This is a genomic window from Pseudoalteromonas sp. A25, assembly GCF_009176705.1.
Taxonomy (GTDB): Bacteria; Pseudomonadota; Gammaproteobacteria; order Enterobacterales; family Alteromonadaceae; genus Pseudoalteromonas.
The window spans coordinates 80338-99894 of the sequence record NZ_AP021846.1 but is presented as its reverse complement, the minus strand read 5'-3'; the positions used below and the strand labels follow the sequence as shown (position 1 = coordinate 99894).

The 19557-nt window shown below is 44.6% G+C and carries 18 protein-coding genes; 9 read left to right on the top strand and 9 right to left on the bottom strand.

Going from position 1 to position 19557, the window contains the following annotated elements:
* Positions 1 to 19: 19 nt before the first annotated feature.
* On the top strand, positions 20 to 604 hold the full coding sequence (locus tag GDK41_RS00455) for a DNA-J related domain-containing protein (protein WP_152084578.1): 585 nt from the start codon (positions 20 to 22) through the stop codon (positions 602 to 604).
* Here the strand turns inward: GDK41_RS00455 and dbpA are convergent.
* Positions 597 to 1982, bottom strand: a complete 1386-nt coding sequence (dbpA, locus tag GDK41_RS00450) for an ATP-dependent RNA helicase DbpA (RefSeq protein ID WP_152084577.1) — start codon at positions 1980 to 1982, stop codon at positions 597 to 599. The two genes, GDK41_RS00455 and dbpA, sit on opposite strands and share 8 nt — an antisense overlap.
* Before the next feature lie 156 nt (positions 1983 to 2138).
* On the opposite strand from dbpA, the gene GDK41_RS00445 reads away from it, so the two are divergent.
* Both GDK41_RS00445 and GDK41_RS00440 read left to right on the top strand, forming a co-directional pair.
* Positions 2139 to 3533: a M20/M25/M40 family metallo-hydrolase gene (locus GDK41_RS00445; protein ID WP_152084576.1), complete on the top strand. Its 1395-nt coding sequence runs from the start codon at positions 2139 to 2141 to the stop codon at positions 3531 to 3533.
* Between the two features lie 142 nt (positions 3534 to 3675).
* Positions 3676 to 4497 (top strand): tetratricopeptide repeat protein, encoded by an 822-nt coding sequence (locus tag GDK41_RS00440; RefSeq protein ID WP_152084575.1) that lies wholly within the window; start codon positions 3676 to 3678, stop codon positions 4495 to 4497.
* Here the strand turns inward: GDK41_RS00440 and GDK41_RS00435 are convergent.
* Positions 4481 to 7090 carry a sensor domain-containing protein gene (locus tag GDK41_RS00435; RefSeq protein ID WP_442960202.1) on the bottom strand — a complete coding sequence of 870 codons (2610 nt, stop codon included), beginning with the start codon at positions 7088 to 7090 and terminating at the stop codon, positions 4481 to 4483. The two genes, GDK41_RS00440 and GDK41_RS00435, sit on opposite strands and share 17 nt — an antisense overlap.
* 160 nt (positions 7091 to 7250) lie before the next feature.
* On the opposite strand from GDK41_RS00435, the gene ubiD reads away from it, so the two are divergent.
* Together ubiD and fre are read left to right on the top strand one after the other, a co-directional pair.
* Positions 7251 to 8726: a 4-hydroxy-3-polyprenylbenzoate decarboxylase gene (gene ubiD / locus GDK41_RS00430; protein WP_152084574.1), complete on the top strand. Its 1476-nt coding sequence runs from the start codon at positions 7251 to 7253 to the stop codon at positions 8724 to 8726.
* Between the two features lie 80 nt (positions 8727 to 8806).
* Positions 8807 to 9520, top strand: coding sequence for an NAD(P)H-flavin reductase (gene fre, locus GDK41_RS00425; protein WP_152084573.1), 714 nt, complete (start codon positions 8807 to 8809; stop codon positions 9518 to 9520).
* A gap of 65 nt (positions 9521 to 9585) precedes the next feature.
* On the opposite strand, the gene add is transcribed toward fre, so the two are convergent.
* The 7 genes from add to cyaY form a co-directional block, all read right to left on the bottom strand.
* Positions 9586 to 10578, bottom strand: coding sequence for an adenosine deaminase (add, locus tag GDK41_RS00420; protein WP_152084572.1), 993 nt, complete (start codon positions 10576 to 10578; stop codon positions 9586 to 9588).
* A 136-nt stretch (positions 10579 to 10714) separates the two neighbouring features.
* On the bottom strand, positions 10715 to 11824 hold the full coding sequence (locus tag GDK41_RS00415; protein ID WP_152084571.1) for a heme biosynthesis HemY N-terminal domain-containing protein: 1110 nt from the start codon (positions 11822 to 11824) through the stop codon (positions 10715 to 10717).
* Entirely contained in the window at positions 11821 to 13632 is a 1812-nt protein-coding gene (locus GDK41_RS00410) for a uroporphyrinogen-III C-methyltransferase (protein WP_152084570.1), read from the bottom strand. Before GDK41_RS00410 ends, GDK41_RS00415 begins: the two co-directional genes overlap by 4 nt.
* Positions 13629 to 14567 carry a hydroxymethylbilane synthase gene (gene hemC / locus GDK41_RS00405; protein WP_152084569.1) on the bottom strand — a complete coding sequence of 313 codons (939 nt, stop codon included), beginning with the start codon at positions 14565 to 14567 and terminating at the stop codon, positions 13629 to 13631. The genes GDK41_RS00410 and hemC overlap by 4 nt, the downstream gene beginning before the upstream one ends.
* A gap of 20 nt (positions 14568 to 14587) precedes the next feature.
* On the bottom strand, positions 14588 to 15448 hold the full coding sequence (locus GDK41_RS00400; RefSeq protein WP_152084568.1) for a DUF2914 domain-containing protein: 861 nt from the start codon (positions 15446 to 15448) through the stop codon (positions 14588 to 14590).
* A gap of 16 nt (positions 15449 to 15464) precedes the next feature.
* Entirely contained in the window at positions 15465 to 16118 is a 654-nt protein-coding gene (locus GDK41_RS00395; protein WP_152087464.1) for an alpha/beta hydrolase, read from the bottom strand.
* Positions 16118 to 16438 carry an iron donor protein CyaY gene (cyaY, locus tag GDK41_RS00390; protein ID WP_152084567.1) on the bottom strand — a complete coding sequence of 107 codons (321 nt, stop codon included), beginning with the start codon at positions 16436 to 16438 and terminating at the stop codon, positions 16118 to 16120. The genes GDK41_RS00395 and cyaY overlap by 1 nt, the downstream gene beginning before the upstream one ends.
* A gap of 123 nt (positions 16439 to 16561) precedes the next feature.
* Between cyaY and lptM the strand changes: the two genes are divergently transcribed.
* From lptM to GDK41_RS00370, 4 genes are all read left to right on the top strand, one after another.
* Positions 16562 to 16759: an LPS translocon maturation chaperone LptM gene (gene lptM / locus GDK41_RS00385; protein WP_152084566.1), complete on the top strand. Its 198-nt coding sequence runs from the start codon at positions 16562 to 16564 to the stop codon at positions 16757 to 16759.
* Positions 16760 to 18013: a diaminopimelate decarboxylase gene (lysA, locus tag GDK41_RS00380; protein WP_152084565.1), complete on the top strand. Its 1254-nt coding sequence runs from the start codon at positions 16760 to 16762 to the stop codon at positions 18011 to 18013.
* 68 nt (positions 18014 to 18081) lie between these two features.
* A complete protein-coding gene (gene dapF / locus GDK41_RS00375; protein WP_152084564.1) occupies positions 18082 to 18912 on the top strand; it encodes a diaminopimelate epimerase in 831 nt (276 codons plus the stop codon).
* A gap of 18 nt (positions 18913 to 18930) precedes the next feature.
* Positions 18931 to 19554, top strand: a complete 624-nt coding sequence (locus GDK41_RS00370; RefSeq protein ID WP_152084563.1) for a DUF484 family protein — start codon at positions 18931 to 18933, stop codon at positions 19552 to 19554.
* The last annotated feature ends 3 nt before the right edge of the window (positions 19555 to 19557 follow it).

Below are 19557 nucleotides of genomic sequence, written 5' to 3'. Positions count from 1 at the left end.
TAACTCACTTGGCGGAACAATGCTCAACCCACTTATAGATGCCATTTTCATTGCGATCTCGGACCAGCAAATACATAAGGTGCATACCATCGGCCACGCCATAAATGTTAACGAAATTTTACCAAAGCTAGACGAGGAGCCCTATAAAGATTTGTTTAAGAAAAACTTTCTCATTATGAACGCACTATTTCAGCTACAACAAGAATTAATAAACGAAGGGTTTTATCTGCATGTTAGCAGTATGCACATTCAACTCAGCGAGCATAAAAAAAATACACCGATAGGCAAAGATACACTGAGAGATTATTACTTAAACTGGGCTAATTACGAAACTTCAAAGCAAGAGATTGTCGAGTTACTAGATAGTTTTTGGCAGCGACTCAACACTTTAAAACCAATGACACACACACCGATTGATAAAATCAAAGCCTTATGTTCAAAATGGCAATTAAGCTATCCGTACGATGTTAGGCAATTAAAAACGTGTTGGCGTCAATACGCTGTGACACATCATCCAGACAAGGCTAGTGGTTGTGCAGAACACTTTAAGCAACTCAAAAATGAGTATGAATTGCTTAAAGCACATATCATGACGCTTAGTTAATGCGGCGAACGCGAAACTTTCGACCTTTTAACTTTCCTTCACTTAACTTACGAAAAGCAGGCTTGGCGGCTTCACGCGCGACTGCGACATAAGCACTATTATCTAGCACATTAATTTTTCCAATTTGCGCAAAGGCAATACCTTGCTCTCCTGTTAAGCTACCGACAATATCACCGGGGCGTATCTTTTGTTTTTTACCACCATCAATTTGCAGCGTTATCATATCTGGCTTATACGGTGGCTTATCCAATAGATTCAGTGATGGCATCGGGCTTGGTTCAAAATCACGGTCATATACATCTCCAATTTGAGCCACTTTAAACGCTTCGCTCTCTCCATAAATCGAACATGCCAACCCTTTTTTGCCCCCTCGGCCAGTTCGCCCAACACGATGCACATGGGTTTGTGAATCGTGCGCTAGGTGGTAATTGATCACCATGTCCATATCATCAATATCCAAACCACGTGCAGCTACATCGGTGGCAACGAGTACGGAGGCACTTTTATTAGCGAAGCGAATTAAGGTCTGCTCTCTTTCCCGCTGTTCCAAATCACCATGTAGAGCCACAACGTTGAAGCCACTGGCCTTCAACTCGTCACATACTTTTTGCGTTTCAACTTTGGTATTACAAAATACTACGCAGCTCTGAGGTTTATGTTGTAATAATAATAAGCGTAAAGTATTGAAGCGTAACTTATTGTTATCCAATTTAAAAAACAACTGCTTAATACTGGTATTCACCACTTGCTCTTCAACTTTGACCATTTGTGGATTTTGCATCACACGCTCGGCTATCTCTTCAATCCGCTTTTGATAAGTTGCACTGAATAACAAGGTCTGACGCTGTTGTGGCAAATACGATACGATATTATCAAGCACATCTGCAAAGCCCATATCCAACATTTGATCTGCTTCATCTAGCACTAAACTGGAGACTTCAGTTAAATTTAATGTCCCTTTGAACAGGTGATCCTCTACCCGCCCTGGCGTCCCCACTATAATATGCGCGCCGTGTTCAAGTGATCCAATTTGCGGACCGATTGGCACGCCGCCACACAACGTTAATATTTTGATATTGTGAATGCCTCGGGCTAACTTTCGCATTTCAGCCGCGACTTGCTCTGCCAGCTCTCTTGTTGGGCATAACACCAGCCCCTGTACTCGATAACGATTCACATTCAGTCGAGACAACACACCAAGACTAAAAGCCACTGTTTTACCTGAGCCTGTTTTCGCCTGTGCGATAACATCTTTACCTGACAACACCACGGGTAAACTCTGCGCCTGAACAGGTGTCATGCTTTTAAAGCCTAAATCGGCCAACGTATTTAAAAACTCTGTCGCCAAAGGTAAGGTATTAAATGCAGCTGTATTCATGTGTGATTCTCGATGAATTAAATTGAGCGCAATTCTAGCAGAAATCTCACTGCGCGAATATCGCAACGGCTATGTATTTAATCCCATAAACTTTGCTAACAGCCTCATCAATGAGACAATCACACGCCTTTTTAAAACACGTTACCTTAGGATATGATGAAGAAACTGTTAACGACAATATGTGCACTTGTGCCACTGATTGGCACAGTCAAAGCACAAGAATTCACCCCGACACAAATTCAACAAGTGAAACAGGTCACAGAGCTGGCGCTAGACAGTGATCTAAGTTGGCAACTTTTAGAGTCATTAACCTCTGAAGTTGGGCCGCGCTTACCTGGTAGCGAAAATGATAAAAAAGCCGTTGAATGGGCAAAGCAGCAGTTCGAACAGCTTGGGTTTGATAAAGTTTGGCTAGAGCCTGCCACGTTTCCGAACTGGCGCAGATACCGCGAATCGGGAACCATTATTACTCCGTCCAAGCAGCCATTGCACCTTACCGCACTTGGTAATAGTATCGGCACGCCAAAAGAAGGACTCACCGCACCAGTTGTGATGTTTGAAACATTGGATGAGCTAATAGCAGCACCAAAGGGGAGTTTAGAAAATAAAATTGCGTTCGTTAACTACCGCATGAATAGGCATATTGATGGCAACGGCTACGGCCCAGCCGTACGTGCGCGCAATACCGGCGCAATAGAAGCGGCGAAAAAAGGCGCAATTGCATATATGATGCGTTCAGTCAGTACCAGTCACCATCGCTTTGCTCATACAGGTAACAGCCGTTATAAAGATGGCGTGAGTAAAATCCCCAACACCGCGATTGCCAACCCTGATGCCGACCAAATTGAGCGCTTATTAAATGCAGGCCATGCCGTCTCCGTCAACATCAACCTGCAAACAGAAGACTTGGGAGAAGGCACCAGCTACAATGTGATCGCAGAGATAACCGGCTCTGATGCTCCACAGCAGTATGTATTAATTGGTGGTCATCTGGATTCATGGGATTTGGGTACAGGGGCCTTAGATGATGGCGCAGGTGTAGCGCTCACGATGGCCGCAGCCACACACATTAAACAAATCGCTCGCCCTAAACGCTCTATTCGAGTTGTCTTATTCGCTGCTGAAGAACTCGGCCTGTGGGGGGCTAAAGCTTACTTCAAACAGCATGCCGATAAGCTAGATAACATCGTTGCTGCTGCCGAATCAGACTTTGGTGCTGATGTTGTTTACGGTTTTGAATCAAGCGTCTCTGCCAATTCACTCCCTGTTGTCAGAGCAATTGCAGAGCAATTAGCACCACTTGATATCAAGTATGTGCGTGCCAATAACGCACATGGTGGCCCCGATCTTATCCCGCTTCGCCAAGCCACAAATGCCCCAATATTTGCACTACATCAAGATGGTACCGATTATTTTGATTATCACCACACCGCTGATGATACATTAGATAAAGTCGACCCTGATAAGCTCAAGCAAAATACGGCAGCGTACGCCGTATTTGCTATGATGGCAGCCAACGCTAAAACAACCCTGACTGGTAAAAATCCATAGTCAAACCATGGCCGCCAAACGGCGGCCTTCTTTCCAATACGCTCTTCAAGCTCGTGATACATGAACAATTGCAGTTGGTAATCGGTACTAACACTTGTTAAAGTCTAAAACCTTGATAGGACTAACATAGGGATTGATGTCAATGTATCTAAAAAGTTTATCAGTACTGCAAAAACTCACGTTTTTTATTCATGGTCGACTTGAGCACTCAATTGTCAAATATAAAGCACACCTTATTTGCGTCATCACTGTAATAGCCATTGCCCACCAAGTTGTTTCTTATCAACAATCCCAGCGCTTACAGCACACTCTGCTAGCCGAACCACAAAAAGATGATGTGTGGGTGATCAACATGGGACACTTTCAAACACAGCGAAGGTACCAAGCACAGTACCGAGTCGCGCAAGTGTTGAACGTGACCGATGAGCATGTTGAGTTACAGCAAGGCAGTTTTACTTACCGAAAAAAACGCGGCGCTGAGCGTGCAATATCACTCGATTCACTGATGCTAGACAGTTATTTTAGAAACCAAACGCTCACCCTAGAACGCGATCAATTGCAGTCATACTTTGACGCTCAGGCCATCGATACAGTATATCGCCCAGAAGATATTTACGTGTTGGGTGGCATCGTAAAAAGACGCGCCATGCCCAGCGCAATCAACGGCAATATTCGCGTAAAAACGAAGCTAAACCCGCACAATAATGATGGCATAATGCTTTATCAACAAGGCGACTACCAGGCTGCGCGCGAACGCTTTTTACAAGCATCAGAGCAAGGAGACAGCTGGGGACAGTACAATTTGGCAGACATGGTTGAGCAAGGTCAGGGCGGTAAACAAGATCTAGCAGCGGCCATATTCTGGCTTGAACAAGCCACAGCCCAGGGCAACACTAAAGCACAGCAACGACTCAAAGCGCTCTGCACAAAACATCGCGCATTGTGCCCTAGTGAGCGTCGTTAAAGGACAGCAAATAATCCTCAAAGTCGACAGCACTCAATGGTTTACTGTGATAATACCCTTGTGTGAAATCACAGTTTAACTGTTTTAATAAACCAAGCTGTTCAACCGTTTCGACGCCTTCAGCAACAACCTTGAGGTTTAAATTGCTGGCCATTGAAATGATTGCACTAACCAGTGCTCTGTCTTCTGCATCATCAGGAAGATCACAAATGAACTCTTTATCAATTTTTAGTTTTGATAAAGGGAAACGCTTTAGATAACTCAAAGATGAATAACCCGTACCAAAATCATCAATCGCCAACTCTACTCCCATATCACGCAAAGCGCTCAACTGGCGTAAAATATGTTCTGAATTATCAGCAAGTACATTTTCCGTGATCTCGAGGGTAAGACAATGCGCTAACAGGCCTGTTTCTCGCAATACCTTAGCAACCAACATAGACACATCCTGACGCTTAAATTGTGTGCTTGATACGTTGACCGTGACAAAAAAAGCGCCATCTAACCTATCACACCAACTTTTTGCCTGGGAGCATGCCTGATATAACACCCACTCTCCCATAGCTAAAATTAAACCAAGCTCTTCACTAACTGGAATAAACTCATCTGGAGGCACCTGACCTAACGCCTCACTATGCCAGCGTAATAACGCTTCACATCCTAGCCGCTGCCCTTTGGCATCATGGATTGGTTGGTATACCACTGATAACTCTTTATTAATAAGAGATTTATGTAAAGCTCCTTCGAGTTGACTACGTGCTTTTGCATTTTCGTGCATGACACTGGTGTAAAATTGAAAACAATTCCTACCATGCTCTTTCGCTTTATACATAGCGCTGTCGGCATTTCGCAATAACACCTTGCGATCGTCACCATCATCAGGATAGAAAGTGATCCCCATACTACCAGAAACAAAGGCTTCATGCCCTTCGAGCACAAATTGACTACTCAGTTGATGCAAAATCTTATTGGCGATGCCTTCAACATCCCGAATACTTTTTATGTCTGTTAGAAGTATCGCGAATTCGTCTCCTCCCAACCGAGCAACAGTATCTGAACTTCTGGTGCAGTCTTGGATCCGCTGCGCGGCTTCGATTAGCAGTAAGTCGCCAATATGGTGCCCTAAAGTGTCGTTGATCGCCTTAAAACGGTCTAAATCAATAAAGCAGATAGCTAAGCGAGTTTGCTGCTCTTTTGCATTAGCTAATGCTTGATCAAATTTTTCATGATAATGATGACGATTCGCCAAACCCGTTAAGGTATCAAAGTTAGCTTGCTGCCACATCATTTGCTCATGATGCTTACGCGATGTGATGTCATTAAACAATGCCACATACATTTCTATGTCACCTTGCTTGTCAAACACCGCTGATACTTGCAACCAACTAGGATAAACATCACCACTCTTACGACGATTCCAGATTTCACCTTCCCAATGCCCACGCTCATTGAGAGTTTGATACAGCTTATTAAAATACGCATTGCCATGATGACCGGAGTTAAACATCGCGGGCGATTGCCCCATAACTTCATCAGCGCTAAACCCCGTTATCTCGGTAAATGCCCGATTGACCATTTGGATGCGATTATTCTTGTCCGAAACCAACACGCCTTCACTGGTGGTATCAAACACCGTACGTGCCAAGCGCTGATCTTTTTCTTGTGCTAAACGCTCTGTAATGTCTTGCAGCACATAGATATACCCAACAAGTTGCTTGTGAAGGTCTAAAACAGGGTTTTTCGTGACACTAAATGTGGTGCTGTGATTTGCTATATGTACTTCACATTGCATTTGATGACAGGTACTTTGCTTGGTACAAATACCCTCATCCAGTACCTCTTCGATGGGTTGATTAAGCATGCAATGCGCTACCCCAAACACATCTTGAACGCGTTGATTCGTCGATAGGATGATGCCGTCTTTATCAGTAAAGACCAATAAATCAACAATGCTGTCAAAAATAGCCTCGAGCCTAGCACCTTGTGCTTCTGAGCGCCGCTTAGCTCTTCGTAAACGCAGCAACAACACAACAAGTACCATCATCGATGACAACAAAATGACAATGATCACAGCCAGCAGCAACATACGCATACTGCTCATTTGCTGGATCTCTTTGGTTTGTTCAGCAACTTGCTCTTCTAAATTATTTTGATAGTACCAAAGTGCATCTTGCAGCTCACGCTGAGCACTGATGTCATGGATCACAGATAACAATTGAGACTGACCATTTTGGTCAATAAACGGGCTGGAGTAGACACTTACTGTGCGCAGTGAACCATCTGCGAGTTGGTGTCTAAAAATAAAGTAATTTCGGCCCTCTGCAAGCGCTTGTTCGCGCTCTTGAGCTACTTGTTCAGCATTTAGCTGATTGATATCTTGAATGCGCATGCTCTGCAGCACATCAACCGTATAACCATAAAATTCAGCTGCGGCGTCATTCGCTGCAATAATGTTTCCCGACTCAGGGTTAATCACCATCATTGCCGCACTATGTTGCAAAAACACCGAGTCTTGCGTTGTCAGCGCTGCTGAGTTACCGCACAAAAAAGACAAACACAACGCTATTATTCTTATTATTTTCAATCGAGCCACCATACATATAAAGGCTTGAATTCGACTATAGAGCAAAGCTACTCGTTTTAAAATACTAAAAAGCGTTAAGTATTGCACAACATCAAATAAAGCGCAGAATACTGCCATTTCAAAGTCATCTTGTTATACTTGAACACAAATTCAGATGCCTAGTAATCAAATGAAATATAAAGACTTGCGAGATTTTATAACGCGCCTTGAAGCACAAGGTGAATTGGTTCGTATCTCACAGCCCATTTCAACTAAATTAGAAATGACGGAAATTGCCGATAGAACACTCAGAGCAGGGGGACCTGCGCTGTTGTTTGAAAATCCAGTGGGCTTTACAATCCCTGTTTTAGCTAACCTATTTGGTACGCCAAAGCGTGTTGCTATGGGCATGGGCCAAGACGATGTCAGTGCTTTACGTGAAGTGGGTAAGTTACTGGCGTTTTTAAAAGAGCCAGAGCCCCCCAAAGGCATTAAAGAAGCACTAGGACAACTACCGGCTTATAAGCAAGTGCTCAATATGCCCGCCAAAGAGGTTCGTAAAGCACCCTGCCAACAAGTCATACTCAGTGGGGATGAAGTCGATTTAACTCAGCTACCGATTCAACATTGTTGGCCCGGTGACGCAGCACCACTGATCACATGGGGTTTAACCGTTACTCGTGGTCCATACAAAAAAAGACAAAACTTAGGGATCTATCGTCAGCAGTTACTAGGTAAGAACAAAATCATTATGCGCTGGCTGTCTCACCGCGGCGGTGCGCTGGATTTTCAAGAGTGGTGTAAAGAGCACCCTGGCGAGCCTTACCCGGTGTCGGTTGCATTAGGTGCCGATCCGGCGACAATTTTAGGTGCTGTTACGCCAGTGCCAGATACACTCAGTGAATATGCCTTTGCAGGACTGTTACGTGGTGCCAAAACAGAAGTTGTAAAGTCCATCTCAAACGACTTACAAGTGCCCGCCAATGCAGAAATAGTCTTAGAAGGGCACATCATGCCTGACGAACTGGCACCTGAGGGTCCCTATGGAGATCACACTGGTTACTACAATGAAGTCGATGACTTTCCAGTGATGACGGTCACTCACATAACACACCGTAAAGACCCCATATATCACAGTACTTACACTGGCCGTCCACCTGATGAACCTGCCATCCTTGGAGTGGCATTAAACGAGGTGTTCGTGCCCATTTTACAAAAACAGTTTCCAGAAATTGTTGATTTTTATTTACCACCAGAAGGCTGTTCGTACCGTATGGCGGTGGTGACGATGAAAAAACAATATCCAGGCCATGCCAAACGAGTCATGATGGGGGTTTGGTCTTTCCTCAGGCAGTTTATGTACACTAAGTTTGTCATTGTCTGTGATGATGACGTTAATGCCCGAGATTGGAATGATGTCATTTGGGCGATTACGACACGTATGGACCCCTCCAGAGACACCACATTGATCGATAATACACCAATAGATTATTTGGATTTTGCGTCTCCTGTTTCTGGCCTTGGTTCAAAAATGGGACTGGACGCCACGAATAAGTGGCCGGGCGAAACCGATCGAGAGTGGGGAGAGCCGATAGTCATGGATGAGGCCACCAAACAACGCGTTGATGAAATTTGGGACAGTCTTGGAATTGGGGCCAAGCAATAGGATCTCAAAAGGTGCTGTGATAAAGTGCCGACACATTTTATAAACTTTTATATTTATAGCCGCCGTGCGAAAGGTAAAATATGCAATTAGTTAACGCTGAAGTGGTCAATATCAGTCCACTTACAGAATTTGTTCACAAGGTTACACTGAAACCTGATGCTGCTGTGTCATTTGAAGCCGGACAATATCTCCAGCTCGTTTTGGGCGAGAAAGACAAGCGTGCTTTTTCAATCGCTAGCCGCCCGTCAATGCAAAACGAATTAGAATTACACATTGGCGCCTCGGGTGCCGACTCTTACGCGATGCAAGCATTAGAGCACCTAAAGCAGGCACACTTAAACAAGCAAAGCGTATTAATTGAAGCTGGTCTTGGCATCTCTCAATTGCGAGTTGATAGCCAACGCCCCATTATTTTATTGGCCGGCGGTACTGGGTTTTCTTATGTCAAATCAATGGCTGATCACTTAGCTGAAATCGGCTTTACCCAGCCAGTGTTACTGTATTGGGGCGTAAAAGAAGAATCCGCGTTGTATGCCAAACAAGAAATGGAAGCATGGGCAGCCGGCCATAAGAATTTTCAATTTATTCCGGTTGTAGAAAATGCCTCTGCAACTTGGAGTGGCCATACTGGTTATGTGCATAAAGCGGTGATGAAAGACATTGTGTCACTTGAACCTTATAGCATTTATATGGCGGGTCGTTTTGACATGATAGGTATTGTGCGTGATGACTTTATCAATCATGGCGCCGAGCGCGAACACATGTACGCAGATGCTTTCGCATTTATTAAATAACTCAGCTGTCGTTAGCTAAGGTGACAAAAACGCGCCAATTGGCGCGTTTTGGTCAATTGGCATTATTAGTATTTTGCGCGTAAGGCTTGCTTATCACTGTCACTTAAAAACGCAATCTCTAATGCATTACGTTGCGCAAGCTCCATATCAGCTTTCGTTAACCCCGCTTTTGGTGCCGCTACTTGATATTCATAATCTAATTCAATGCCCTGTACGGCTGGATCATCAGTGTTGATACACGCCAATATGCCATGAGTCAAAAACTGCTTTAACGGATGTGTTTCGATATCACTGATGGTACTAGTCAAAATATTACTGGTTAAACACGATTCAATACCGATACGATTATCTCGCAAATAATCCATCAGTTTAGGGTCTTCAATGGCTTTTACACCATGACCAATTCGTGTTGCACCCAGCTCATTAATGGCTTGCCAAATACTTTGTGAGCCGCGTGCCTCACCAGCATGAATAGTAACACCCAAATAGGCATCTCGAACTTGCTTGAAGTGCTCTACAAATAATTCACCGGGGTAACCGATTTCATCACCCGCTAAATCAACAGCAACTAAACCGTCTTTACATGCCAATAATGCCTCTAGCTCATACTGACATTTATCAACACCAAACGTGCGAGACATAATACCTATCAAATTAACTTGAATGTCTCGCCCTTGGGTTGCGGCTTTCACACCATCAATCACCGCTTCTGTCACTCCTTGCGGGTGTAAGTAATGACTTTGCGCCATGTAATAAGGACTAAAACGCAGCTCGGTATAATCAATATTTTGTGCCACTGCATCGGCCACATTTTCCATTGCAATTCGACGACACGCATCATAATCGCCTAATACCTTTACACCCCAATCCAGTTTGGCTAAAAATGCCATCAAATCAGGAGCGTTATCAATTACCTGCACATGCTCTCGCAACCCTTCTAAATCTTGAGCGGGTAGCGCTAAATTAAATTGTTGGCCAAGCTCCAAAATGGTACTCGCACGTACGTTTCCGTCAAGGTGGCGGTGTAAATCAAGCAAAGGTAAAGTTTTATTGATCATAGGTCACTCGGCTGCAGATAAAATTTTTGGGATCATACGCCCCCATCTATAAAGATCAAGGACACATGTCCACATTTAGTATTGCTGATTATTTATGCATGTACAAAAAAGCCAGCTTATTGCTGGCTTCATATCTTTACCATTTATGGCGGGCCAATTGATAGGCCCTTTGAAATTGCCCCGTTTGCTCAAAACTATATAGCGCAGGTTCAATCCAATATCGTTGCCAATCTTGTTCCGGCAAACTGGCAAATATTTTTGCAGCCAATTCAAAGTCACCTTCAGCATTGGCCATACAGGCTAAACAGAATAACAACTCGCTGTGCTCAGGCTGTTTTTTCAAACGCATTTGAATCGCTTGTGTGAGTTTGACATCCACCCCTTTTGCATGGGCCAAGACCTGAGATAACTGACTAAATTGGCCTTTTTTAAGCAGTTTAATCAGCGCATCATGAACATTTTCTAAACGGCTTTGCCCTGCCATACTTTGCAAATAAGCAAGCTGAGCATGCGCCTGCACCGTTTTAGGCAACTGAGAAAAGTAGTCACTCGCCTGTTGTTTAGCGCTATCAAAAAAGCGTTTAAAGAAGTCATGCCATTGCTTAGTTGCCAAATCAAGTTGCTTGTATTTACTCGATAGCGTTGCAACAATTTCTGCCAACTGCTGTTCATGCAATAAACCATCTAAATAGCTACTCACAGCTGCCGGGGTGGGCTTTTTCTGCTGCATTGGCTGCGACAATAAAGCCAATGCCTGCTCCGATTGGTTTGCATTGAGCCACAGCTTAGGAACTTGTGCCTGAGCATCATCAGACATCGCCTGTAAATACTGTAGTGCTTGCGCTTGCTCGCCTGACTGCAGCGCCGCCTTTGCAAGCATTGCTTGTTGATGATCTTGCCACTGCGCAGGCGCATCGTTTTTGGCAAATGCACTTTTGATCATGTGTGCATCGTCATTCAACATGCCCCATACGGCATCGTTAAGCGCCAACTCAGACTTGATACGCCTTTTATTACTAAAGTGACCAGTAGTTGAACGGTAGAAATGCCACACAACACTTAACAACTTAAGCACAATCCACCCAGCCAATACTGTTAACAACAGCATTATCACAAAGGCGACAATGGTTCCCTCAATAGTCGTCTCATTAAATGCTATCAGCACGTAACCTTTTTCATCGATCAGCAAGTGCCCTGCAGCCATGGCTGCAGCGACCACTGCCAATACCAGCAGCGCTTTGATCATTTCAACCACTCCTTTACAGCCGCGGTTGTTTTTAGCTCGACTTGGGCATTAAATTTAAGCGGCACCTTTTGCAATTCAATTAACTGGTCCTGCATCACTTGCACCGCCCTATCTTGTAAGTCGTAAAACTGCTCAACCGTGAGCTGTGCTGATCCCAGTGCATTAAAAAATATACTCGCTTGTTTATCCATCAGTGCCGATTGTGCTTGAGATAAATGACTCCTCAACTGAGCACGTAATAACTGTTGTTGTTCGGCGTCAAGTAAGGGATCAATCACCGCGACTTCTCTCGTTCTCACTTTAATAAAATCATCGACTAGTTTATGCCAAGTTTTTTGCAGATTACTCTGAAAATCACTGATCTCACTCGACAGCGGCTCGTCATGGTGCGCTTTTGGCTCTGGTAATTGCAAAGTTTTCAAAGCCAAGCTATCAACTTGTTGCAACATCCCATGCACTTGCAGGTATAGTGCTTCAACCGCAGGCGTAGGCTGCGCCTGTAGTGTGGCAATATCCGTCGCTATTGCACTTAACAACGCAGTATTATTATTCTCGCTTTGTACAACGTCATACAGCCGTTTTAATACGGCAATTGCACCTTGATAGTCCTGCTCTGCATTGGCTTTAAACTCAGCCATGCGTTGCAAGTAGGTCACCTCACTACTTAAAGCACCACTTATCTGTTGTTTTGCCTGCGATAACGCAGCATTCAGTTGTGCGTCAACAGCTTGTGTTTGTAACGTGAGGCGCTCTTCAAGTTCACTATTTTGCTGCTGCAAATTTCCTTGTAGCAAAGCCAGTTGCGACTTTGCCTGTTTGAGCTGTTCACTCAGCTGTGCATTGTCTTGTCGTAATTGTGCCAAAGCCGCATAAGTTTTATCGCTGATCTGCTTACCATGAATAATGAGTCCCGCAGTTGCAACCCCTCCGGTGACAGAAACCAGCAACGCTAGGACCGCAAGTTTGCTAATTTTTTGTTTAAACACGGGTTGAGTTACCGGCGCCTCAGGATTGGACGTTACAGATTCAGATTGTGTTTCTTGCTCACTCATTTGGCTACCTTGCTGCTGTTGGTTGGGCACTATGCTGTTAAATATCGCCAGATCATCTGGCCCATTCGCAATACTTATGCGCTGTTGCCCCACCTCATAGGTGTTGTGCAAATAGCGCGCGCTACGTTCACTGACTAGAAAAAAATGCCTGCTTTTGCTTTTCAGCCAGTTTAAAAGCTCTTCTTGCTGAGTATTAAATATCGCATCTAACGTTGCATTACTCGTTACGACTATACCGTCAATTTCTTTACTGCGCCAGTGGTCTAACCACTTATCAGAAGTGTCTTGCTGAGCCACCCGTTTATAGACCGCACAGACATTTAAAATTGCTCCTCGCTGCTTAAAAGTTTTAGCCAATAACGTACGCCCGCCATGGCCTTTAACCAATACAACCTGCTTAGAGTCTAATTGTTGTAGCTGCGATAAGGCTAATAAACCTTCGGAGTCTTGCTGGTTTGGTGCAACCGCCTTGCGAGAATAATAACGTTGCACGGCATTTGCGGTTTGCTCACCCACCGCAAAAAGCTGCGCCGAGGCAGGCAGTAAACTGACTTGCTCAGCTAATTGTTTTACCGAATCTTGCGAGATAAAAACAATAATGTCAGCATCTTGAATTGGCGCTAACTGACTCGCTGATAATGGGCAGGGTTCAATGCGCAAAACAGGTGTATGCACATTGAAAATACCTTGCTGGTCCAGCAAGTTTGCAAGCTCTAACCCTTTTCCCTCAGGACGAGTAATGGCGATACGCATCATTTGCTGCTTTTATAAACCTCAGCAAGGATGGTATCGGCACCTTGCGCTAATAACTGCTCAGCCAGCTCAATACCAAGCTGCTCAGCCTGCTCACTAGGGCCTGTTACCTGTGCGTGTAAAATCTGGCTACCATCCAGTGCACCCACCAAACCGCGCAAATTGACCTGCTCCGCTTCTACTTCAGCATAAGCGCCAATAGGCACCTGGCAGCCACCTTCAAGACGGCGGTTCATCGCGCGCTCTGCGAGCACGCGAATGCGTGTTTGCTGATGCTCAAGTGGTGCCAATAATCGCTTAGTCAATTCGTCATCACTGCGACACTCGATGCCAACCGCACCTTGGCCGTTAGCGGGTAACGATTGCTCTGGCGAGATAAAACTTGCAATACGCTCTGGCATCTCTAATCTGATCAACCCTGCTGCTGCAAGTATAATGGCATCATAATCGCCATTATCTAGCTTGGCTAAGCGCGTATTCACATTGCCACGCAGATCTCGAATATCTAAATCTGGGCGCAACGCCTTAATTTGGCACTGACGACGCAAACTAGAAGTTCCAACGACCGCACCTTGAGGTAATTCATCCAGTGCTTTATAGCTATTTGACACAAATGCATCACGTGGGTCTTCACGCTCACAAATGGTGTACAGCTCAAGGCCTTGTGGAAACTCCACGGGAACATCTTTCATTGAATGTACCGCTATATCCGCGCGTCCATCCAACATTGCTTGCTCTAACTCTTTAACAAACAGCCCTTTACCACCAATTTTAGCTAAAGGCGTGTCTAAAATGATATCTCCTTGCGTAGACATGGGCACCAGTTCAACGTTTAGTTCAGGGTGGAAGTGCTCCAATTGCGCTTTTACAAATTCAGCTTGCCACAATGCTAAGGCACTTTTTCTGGTGGCGATACGTAAAGTATGTTGTTGAGTCATGATTAACCTATAGTGGCCTGTTATTCGGCCTCTGAAATAATTCGAAAAGATTTTTGTGCAAGTAGCTGACCTTCCTCAGTCACCACCTCCACTCGCCACGGCCCAGTTTGGCTTGGCATGATATTTTTGCTTGAGTAAGTACGAAAACGAACGGCACTAATCGTCAATGGGATTTCGGCCATTAGTTGATCTTGATGAAACCATAAATGCTGCACGGTCTGCCCTTGCAGGTTATTAATCTCGGTAAAGAAAAATAACTTATCTGTAAACTGGCTAAGCTCAAGGTTTTCTTTGAGCACGTCAACTGGCTCTCGGTCCACAACACCCGTCGTCAATACGGCCCGCGACACTAAATTACTATCAATTTGTGCGCCCAAAGCCACATTCGTAATAGCGGCATGCTCAGCAAAGGTATTTTCGCTTGCCAGCTCACTTTGCTGATCATCTACTTGCTCGACAACTTCAGGTGGCATGTCTGATTGCATGTCGACCTGGTTTTGCACTGAGCTTGGAAGGCGCGCTTCTTCGTTAAGCGTAACAGGCGCGAGGTTATCTGCGCTGGCTTCTGCCACATTAATGGCAGGCTCTTCTGGCGCTGACTCTTTGGGTGTAACGGCCTGCTCATGTTGATGCTCAGTCTCATTATGAGCCACTGCAACTGCTTTACTCTGGATAGAGCCACTCTGGATAGAGCCACTGTCAGTAGCTTGAATTTCATCAGCATTGACAGAGTTCATCAGCCCATATATCAGAGCGGTTGTAAACAATAACACCACACTAAAAGCCATAAATATACGCCGCCAATGCCATTGGTAACTCACTGGAGCATGCGCCGTTGGCGCTTTATTTACCGACGTTTTAATAACGATCCTTTGTGTCATTGTTGCAGCTCCTAATTTAAGACAGTGTCGCAATTAACCATGTGCGTATCGCAACGAGTTCTTCGTAACACACCTGATGTTCCATTGGGTAGTCTTGCCAGCTTACCTGATAACCTTGTTCTCGCAAGGTCTCATAAGCAAGTTTTCCCGCCGACATAGCAACGACAGGGTCGTGGCTGCCATGCGCCATAAAGATGTTAAGCGTTGCTTGTTTGGCTTCATCCGCCAGCTTTTGTGGTGCACACATATAGGTAGATAATGCCATAACGCCACCTATTTTATACGCCAAACGTGGTGCTAAATGCAGCGCTATCACGCCGCCTTGAGAAAAGCCCGCCAATATAATGCGTTCAGGCGCGATGCCTTTGTCTAATTCAGCTTGGATCAATGCTTCTACCGCTTTGGCTGACGCTCTTACACCATCTTCATCAGCTCGGTTTTCTAAATCCAAAGATTTAATATCGTACCAAGCGCGCATCACCATGCCACCATTAATTGTGACCGGTTGTTCTGGCGCATGAGGAAAAACAAACCGCACGCCTAACTCGTCAGGTAACTTTAGCTCAGGCGCGATAGGCAAAAACCCCTCTCCAGAGTCACCTAAACCATGCAGCCAAATGATACTCGCTTTATGTTCGCCTTTTGCGGCGTATTCTACAAACGGCAACATTAGCTGTGCTGCCATTCAATGGCAGTGCCAGCTTGGCGAGTAGCGGCATCACACATAAACTGCCAAAACTCTGCCCCAGAGCGGTTATCAATCCATTTGTCGCCATGAAGCTCAAAGTGGTGGCCATTAAACTTTGTTGCCACCCAAACTTGATGTAAAGGTGCTTGTTTGTTGATCACGATTTTGCTTTTATCAGCAAAAATAATCTCTAAGATACCTGCTGCAGATTCATAATCTAAATCGGCATCACAGTCGTCAATTTGTTCTTCAATCGTAAGCATTAAGGCATCAGCCAATTCATGGTACTCGGAATCAGTCATACGGTATCCCTCATTTGTACAAAGTGTTAGCTATTCAAGCATGAAAATACTTACCTGCAATAGCTGCTTTTTTTGCGAATTCTGTTACTCTGCGATTATAAAGGCACTAACAGCATTAATCTAATGAAAGCGACACTCTCTCAATCTAGCTTATTTTTTCTCGTAATATTCACTACGCTTATATTAGCTGGCTGTGGACAAAGTGGACCGCTTTATTTACCCGAAAAGCCAAACTCAAAACAGACTAATCAAGAGTTAGATAAGTCGCAAACAAAACCACAGCAACAGCCCCAAGCGCAAACAAATCAGCAGGACGGTTAGATGGACTTTTTTCAATATCAACACAACCAGCTATTTGCTGAGCAAGTCAGCGTAGCCGATATTGCCAAGCAACATGGTACACCTTGTTATATTTACTCTCGAAAAACTCTAGAGCGTCATTACCACGCATTTACCGATGCAGCACAAGGACACCCTCACTTGGTCTGTTATGCCGTTAAGGCCAACTCTAATATTGCCGTACTCAATGTGCTCGCTCGATTAGGAGCAGGCTTTGATATTGTATCTAAAGGCGAACTTGCTCGGGTAATAGAGGCTGGCGGTGATACCAGTAAAGTGGTGTTTTCAGGTGTGGCAAAAACGGCCGATGAAATTGCATTTGCACTGACTCATAACATCAAATGCTTTAACGTAGAGTCAACAGCTGAGCTCAAACGCATTAGCGAAGTCGCCAGCAATATGGGTGAAATCGCACGCGTGTCTATTCGTGTAAATCCAGATATTGATGCAAAAACCCATCCTTATATTTCCACTGGGCTGAAAGAAAACAAGTTTGGTATCAACATTAAACACGCCTTTGACGTTTACCAACTTGCTTATGCGCTGCCAGGCATTGAAGTAGTCGGTGTTGATTTTCATATCGGTTCACAATTAACTGAAGTTGAGCCCTTTTTGGCGGCACTGGACAAGGTTATTGACCTTGTTGAACAGCTGAAAACTGCCGGTATAGAACTACAGCATTTGGATATTGGTGGCGGTTTGGGTGTGCCCTACGACAGCGAAAAACCACCACACCCCAGTGCCTATGCAGCGCAAGTAAAAGCAAGATTAACGAATTATCCTCACTTAGAACTGGTGTTTGAGCCAGGTCGCGCCATTGCCGCCAATGCCGGCATTTTGGTCACTAAAGTGGAGTATTTAAAAAGCTCTGATGACAAACATTTTGCCATTGTTGATGCGGGAATGAACGACATGCTCAGACCTTCTTTGTACCAAGCGTGGCAAAATATTATCCCTGTAAATCCTCGTGACGATAATACCCCCACCCATGCATATGATGTGGTGGGTCCGGTTTGTGAAACTGGCGATTTTCTCGGTAAAAACCGCCCATTGGCAATTCAAGAGGGTGATTTACTCGTGCAGCGCAGCGCGGGGGCATACGGTTTTACCATGAGTTCAAACTATAATTCTCGCCCAAGAGTGGCGGAATTAATGGTGGATGGCGACACTTGTTATGTTGTTAGACAAAGAGAGACTTTAAGCTCTTTGTGGCAAGGTGAGCACCTATTACCCTAATTATAATTAATGACAGCGGTGCCCCAAGCGTGGCAAAGTAAACTCATTAGGAGTTGTATTAGAACATTATGTTTGTAAATTTTTCTAAAATGCATGGCTTAGGCAATGACTTTATGGTGGTGGACAACGTCACTCAAAATGTATTTTTGTCTCGAGATCAAATAAAAAAGCTTGCAGATAGAAACTTTGGCGTGGGCTTTGACCAACTATTAATGGTTGAAGCACCTTACTCACCCGACCTTGACTTTCATTACCGTATTTTTAATGCCGATGGTACCGAGGTTGAACAATGTGGTAATGGCGCACGTTGCTTCGCGCGATTTGTGCGTATGAAGGGGCTAACCAACCGCCACAAAGTGTGCGTATCAACTAAGTCTGGTAACATTACGCTGTACTCTGAAAAAGATGGCCAAGTTACCGTCAATATGGGTCACCCACATTTTGCGCCAAGTAGTATTCCATTTAAAGCCAGTAAACCCGAGCTCACTTATATCATGCGCGCTCAAGAGCACACCGTATTTTGTGGTGTCGTCTCTATGGGGAACCCGCATTGTGTGATTGAAGTGGATGATATCAACACTGCTGAAGTTGAAACATTGGGCCCTATTCTAGAAAACCATGAGCGCTTTCCTGAGCGAGCTAATGTGGGCTTTATGCAAATTATTAATGAAGAGCACATTAAACTGCGAGTCTGGGAGCGCGGTGCGCAAGAAACCTTAGCTTGCGGCAGCGGAGCCTGTGCCGCTGTTGCTATTGGTATCGCACAAAAGAAACTAGCAAATACCGTGCGCGTAGATTTACCCGGCGGTAGCTTGCAAGTTCGCTGGCAAGGGGAAGGTCACAGCGTAAAAATGACTGGCCCTGCAGAGCATGTTTTTGATGGGCAAATCTCTTTGTAAAATACAAAAGGTGTAGATATGAGTAACATAAACAACATTGATGAACAGTTAATTTGTGATTATTTAAGTCATCATCCCGATTTTTTACTCAAACACCCTTATGTTTTGCTCGATTTAGACTTACACGGCCAGAGTGTCGGATTACCCAACCTAGCACTACAGCAGCAACGTTTATTACGAGAACACAATACCCAGCTAAAACAGCAAATAGCAGCCATGACTCGTAGTGCAACCGAAAATGAACAAATTTTTAGATTGCTCAGCGAGTGCCAGAGGCAACTCTGGTGCTGCAACAGCATAGACGAGCTGGCTCAAAAACTTGCCCAAACGCTATGCCAACAACCTAACATTGTTAGCTGTAAACTACTCCCTTATGAAAATAAGTTCGCCGAATTAAAACAAGCACGTTTACAAAACGGTGTATACCTAGGTCGATTGTCACAACAAGAGCAACGCATTATTTGGTCTCAAGAGGAGTCTATTCAGTCTGTGGCATTATATTTACTCGGCGACAACGCTGCACCCGATGCCATTTTGGCCTTTGCCAGCAACCATGCTGAGCATTTTGCTCCCACTAATGACACGTTATTCATGCAAGAGTTTGTCACTACATTACAGGTGCGCTTAAGCGCCTTGGCCTAAAAA

Bases quoted from the DNA above. Each gene is read 5' to 3' on its own strand.
- GDK41_RS00455 (WP_152084578.1), top strand. From the start codon at position 20: ATGCTCAACCCACTTATAGATGCCATTTTCATTGCGATCTCGGACCAG.
- dbpA (WP_152084577.1), bottom strand. From the start codon at position 1,982: ATGAATACAGCTGCATTTAATACCTTACCTTTGGCGACAGAGTTTTTA.
- GDK41_RS00445 (WP_152084576.1), top strand. From the start codon at position 2,139: ATGAAGAAACTGTTAACGACAATATGTGCACTTGTGCCACTGATTGGC.
- GDK41_RS00440 (WP_152084575.1), top strand. From the start codon at position 3,676: ATGTATCTAAAAAGTTTATCAGTACTGCAAAAACTCACGTTTTTTATT.
- ubiD (WP_152084574.1), top strand. From the start codon at position 7,251: ATGAAATATAAAGACTTGCGAGATTTTATAACGCGCCTTGAAGCACAA.
- fre (WP_152084573.1), top strand. From the start codon at position 8,807: ATGCAATTAGTTAACGCTGAAGTGGTCAATATCAGTCCACTTACAGAA.
- add (WP_152084572.1), bottom strand. From the start codon at position 10,578: ATGATCAATAAAACTTTACCTTTGCTTGATTTACACCGCCACCTTGAC.
- GDK41_RS00415 (WP_152084571.1), bottom strand. From the start codon at position 11,824: ATGATCAAAGCGCTGCTGGTATTGGCAGTGGTCGCTGCAGCCATGGCT.
- GDK41_RS00410 (WP_152084570.1), bottom strand. From the start codon at position 13,632: ATGATGCGTATCGCCATTACTCGTCCTGAGGGAAAAGGGTTAGAGCTT.
- hemC (WP_152084569.1), bottom strand. From the start codon at position 14,567: ATGACTCAACAACATACTTTACGTATCGCCACCAGAAAAAGTGCCTTA.
- GDK41_RS00400 (WP_152084568.1), bottom strand. From the start codon at position 15,448: ATGACACAAAGGATCGTTATTAAAACGTCGGTAAATAAAGCGCCAACG.
- GDK41_RS00395 (WP_152087464.1), bottom strand. From the start codon at position 16,118: ATGTTGCCGTTTGTAGAATACGCCGCAAAAGGCGAACATAAAGCGAGT.
- cyaY (WP_152084567.1), bottom strand. From the start codon at position 16,438: ATGACTGATTCCGAGTACCATGAATTGGCTGATGCCTTAATGCTTACG.
- lptM (WP_152084566.1), top strand. From the start codon at position 16,562: ATGAAAGCGACACTCTCTCAATCTAGCTTATTTTTTCTCGTAATATTC.
- lysA (WP_152084565.1), top strand. From the start codon at position 16,760: ATGGACTTTTTTCAATATCAACACAACCAGCTATTTGCTGAGCAAGTC.
- dapF (WP_152084564.1), top strand. From the start codon at position 18,082: ATGTTTGTAAATTTTTCTAAAATGCATGGCTTAGGCAATGACTTTATG.
- GDK41_RS00370 (WP_152084563.1), top strand. From the start codon at position 18,931: ATGAGTAACATAAACAACATTGATGAACAGTTAATTTGTGATTATTTA.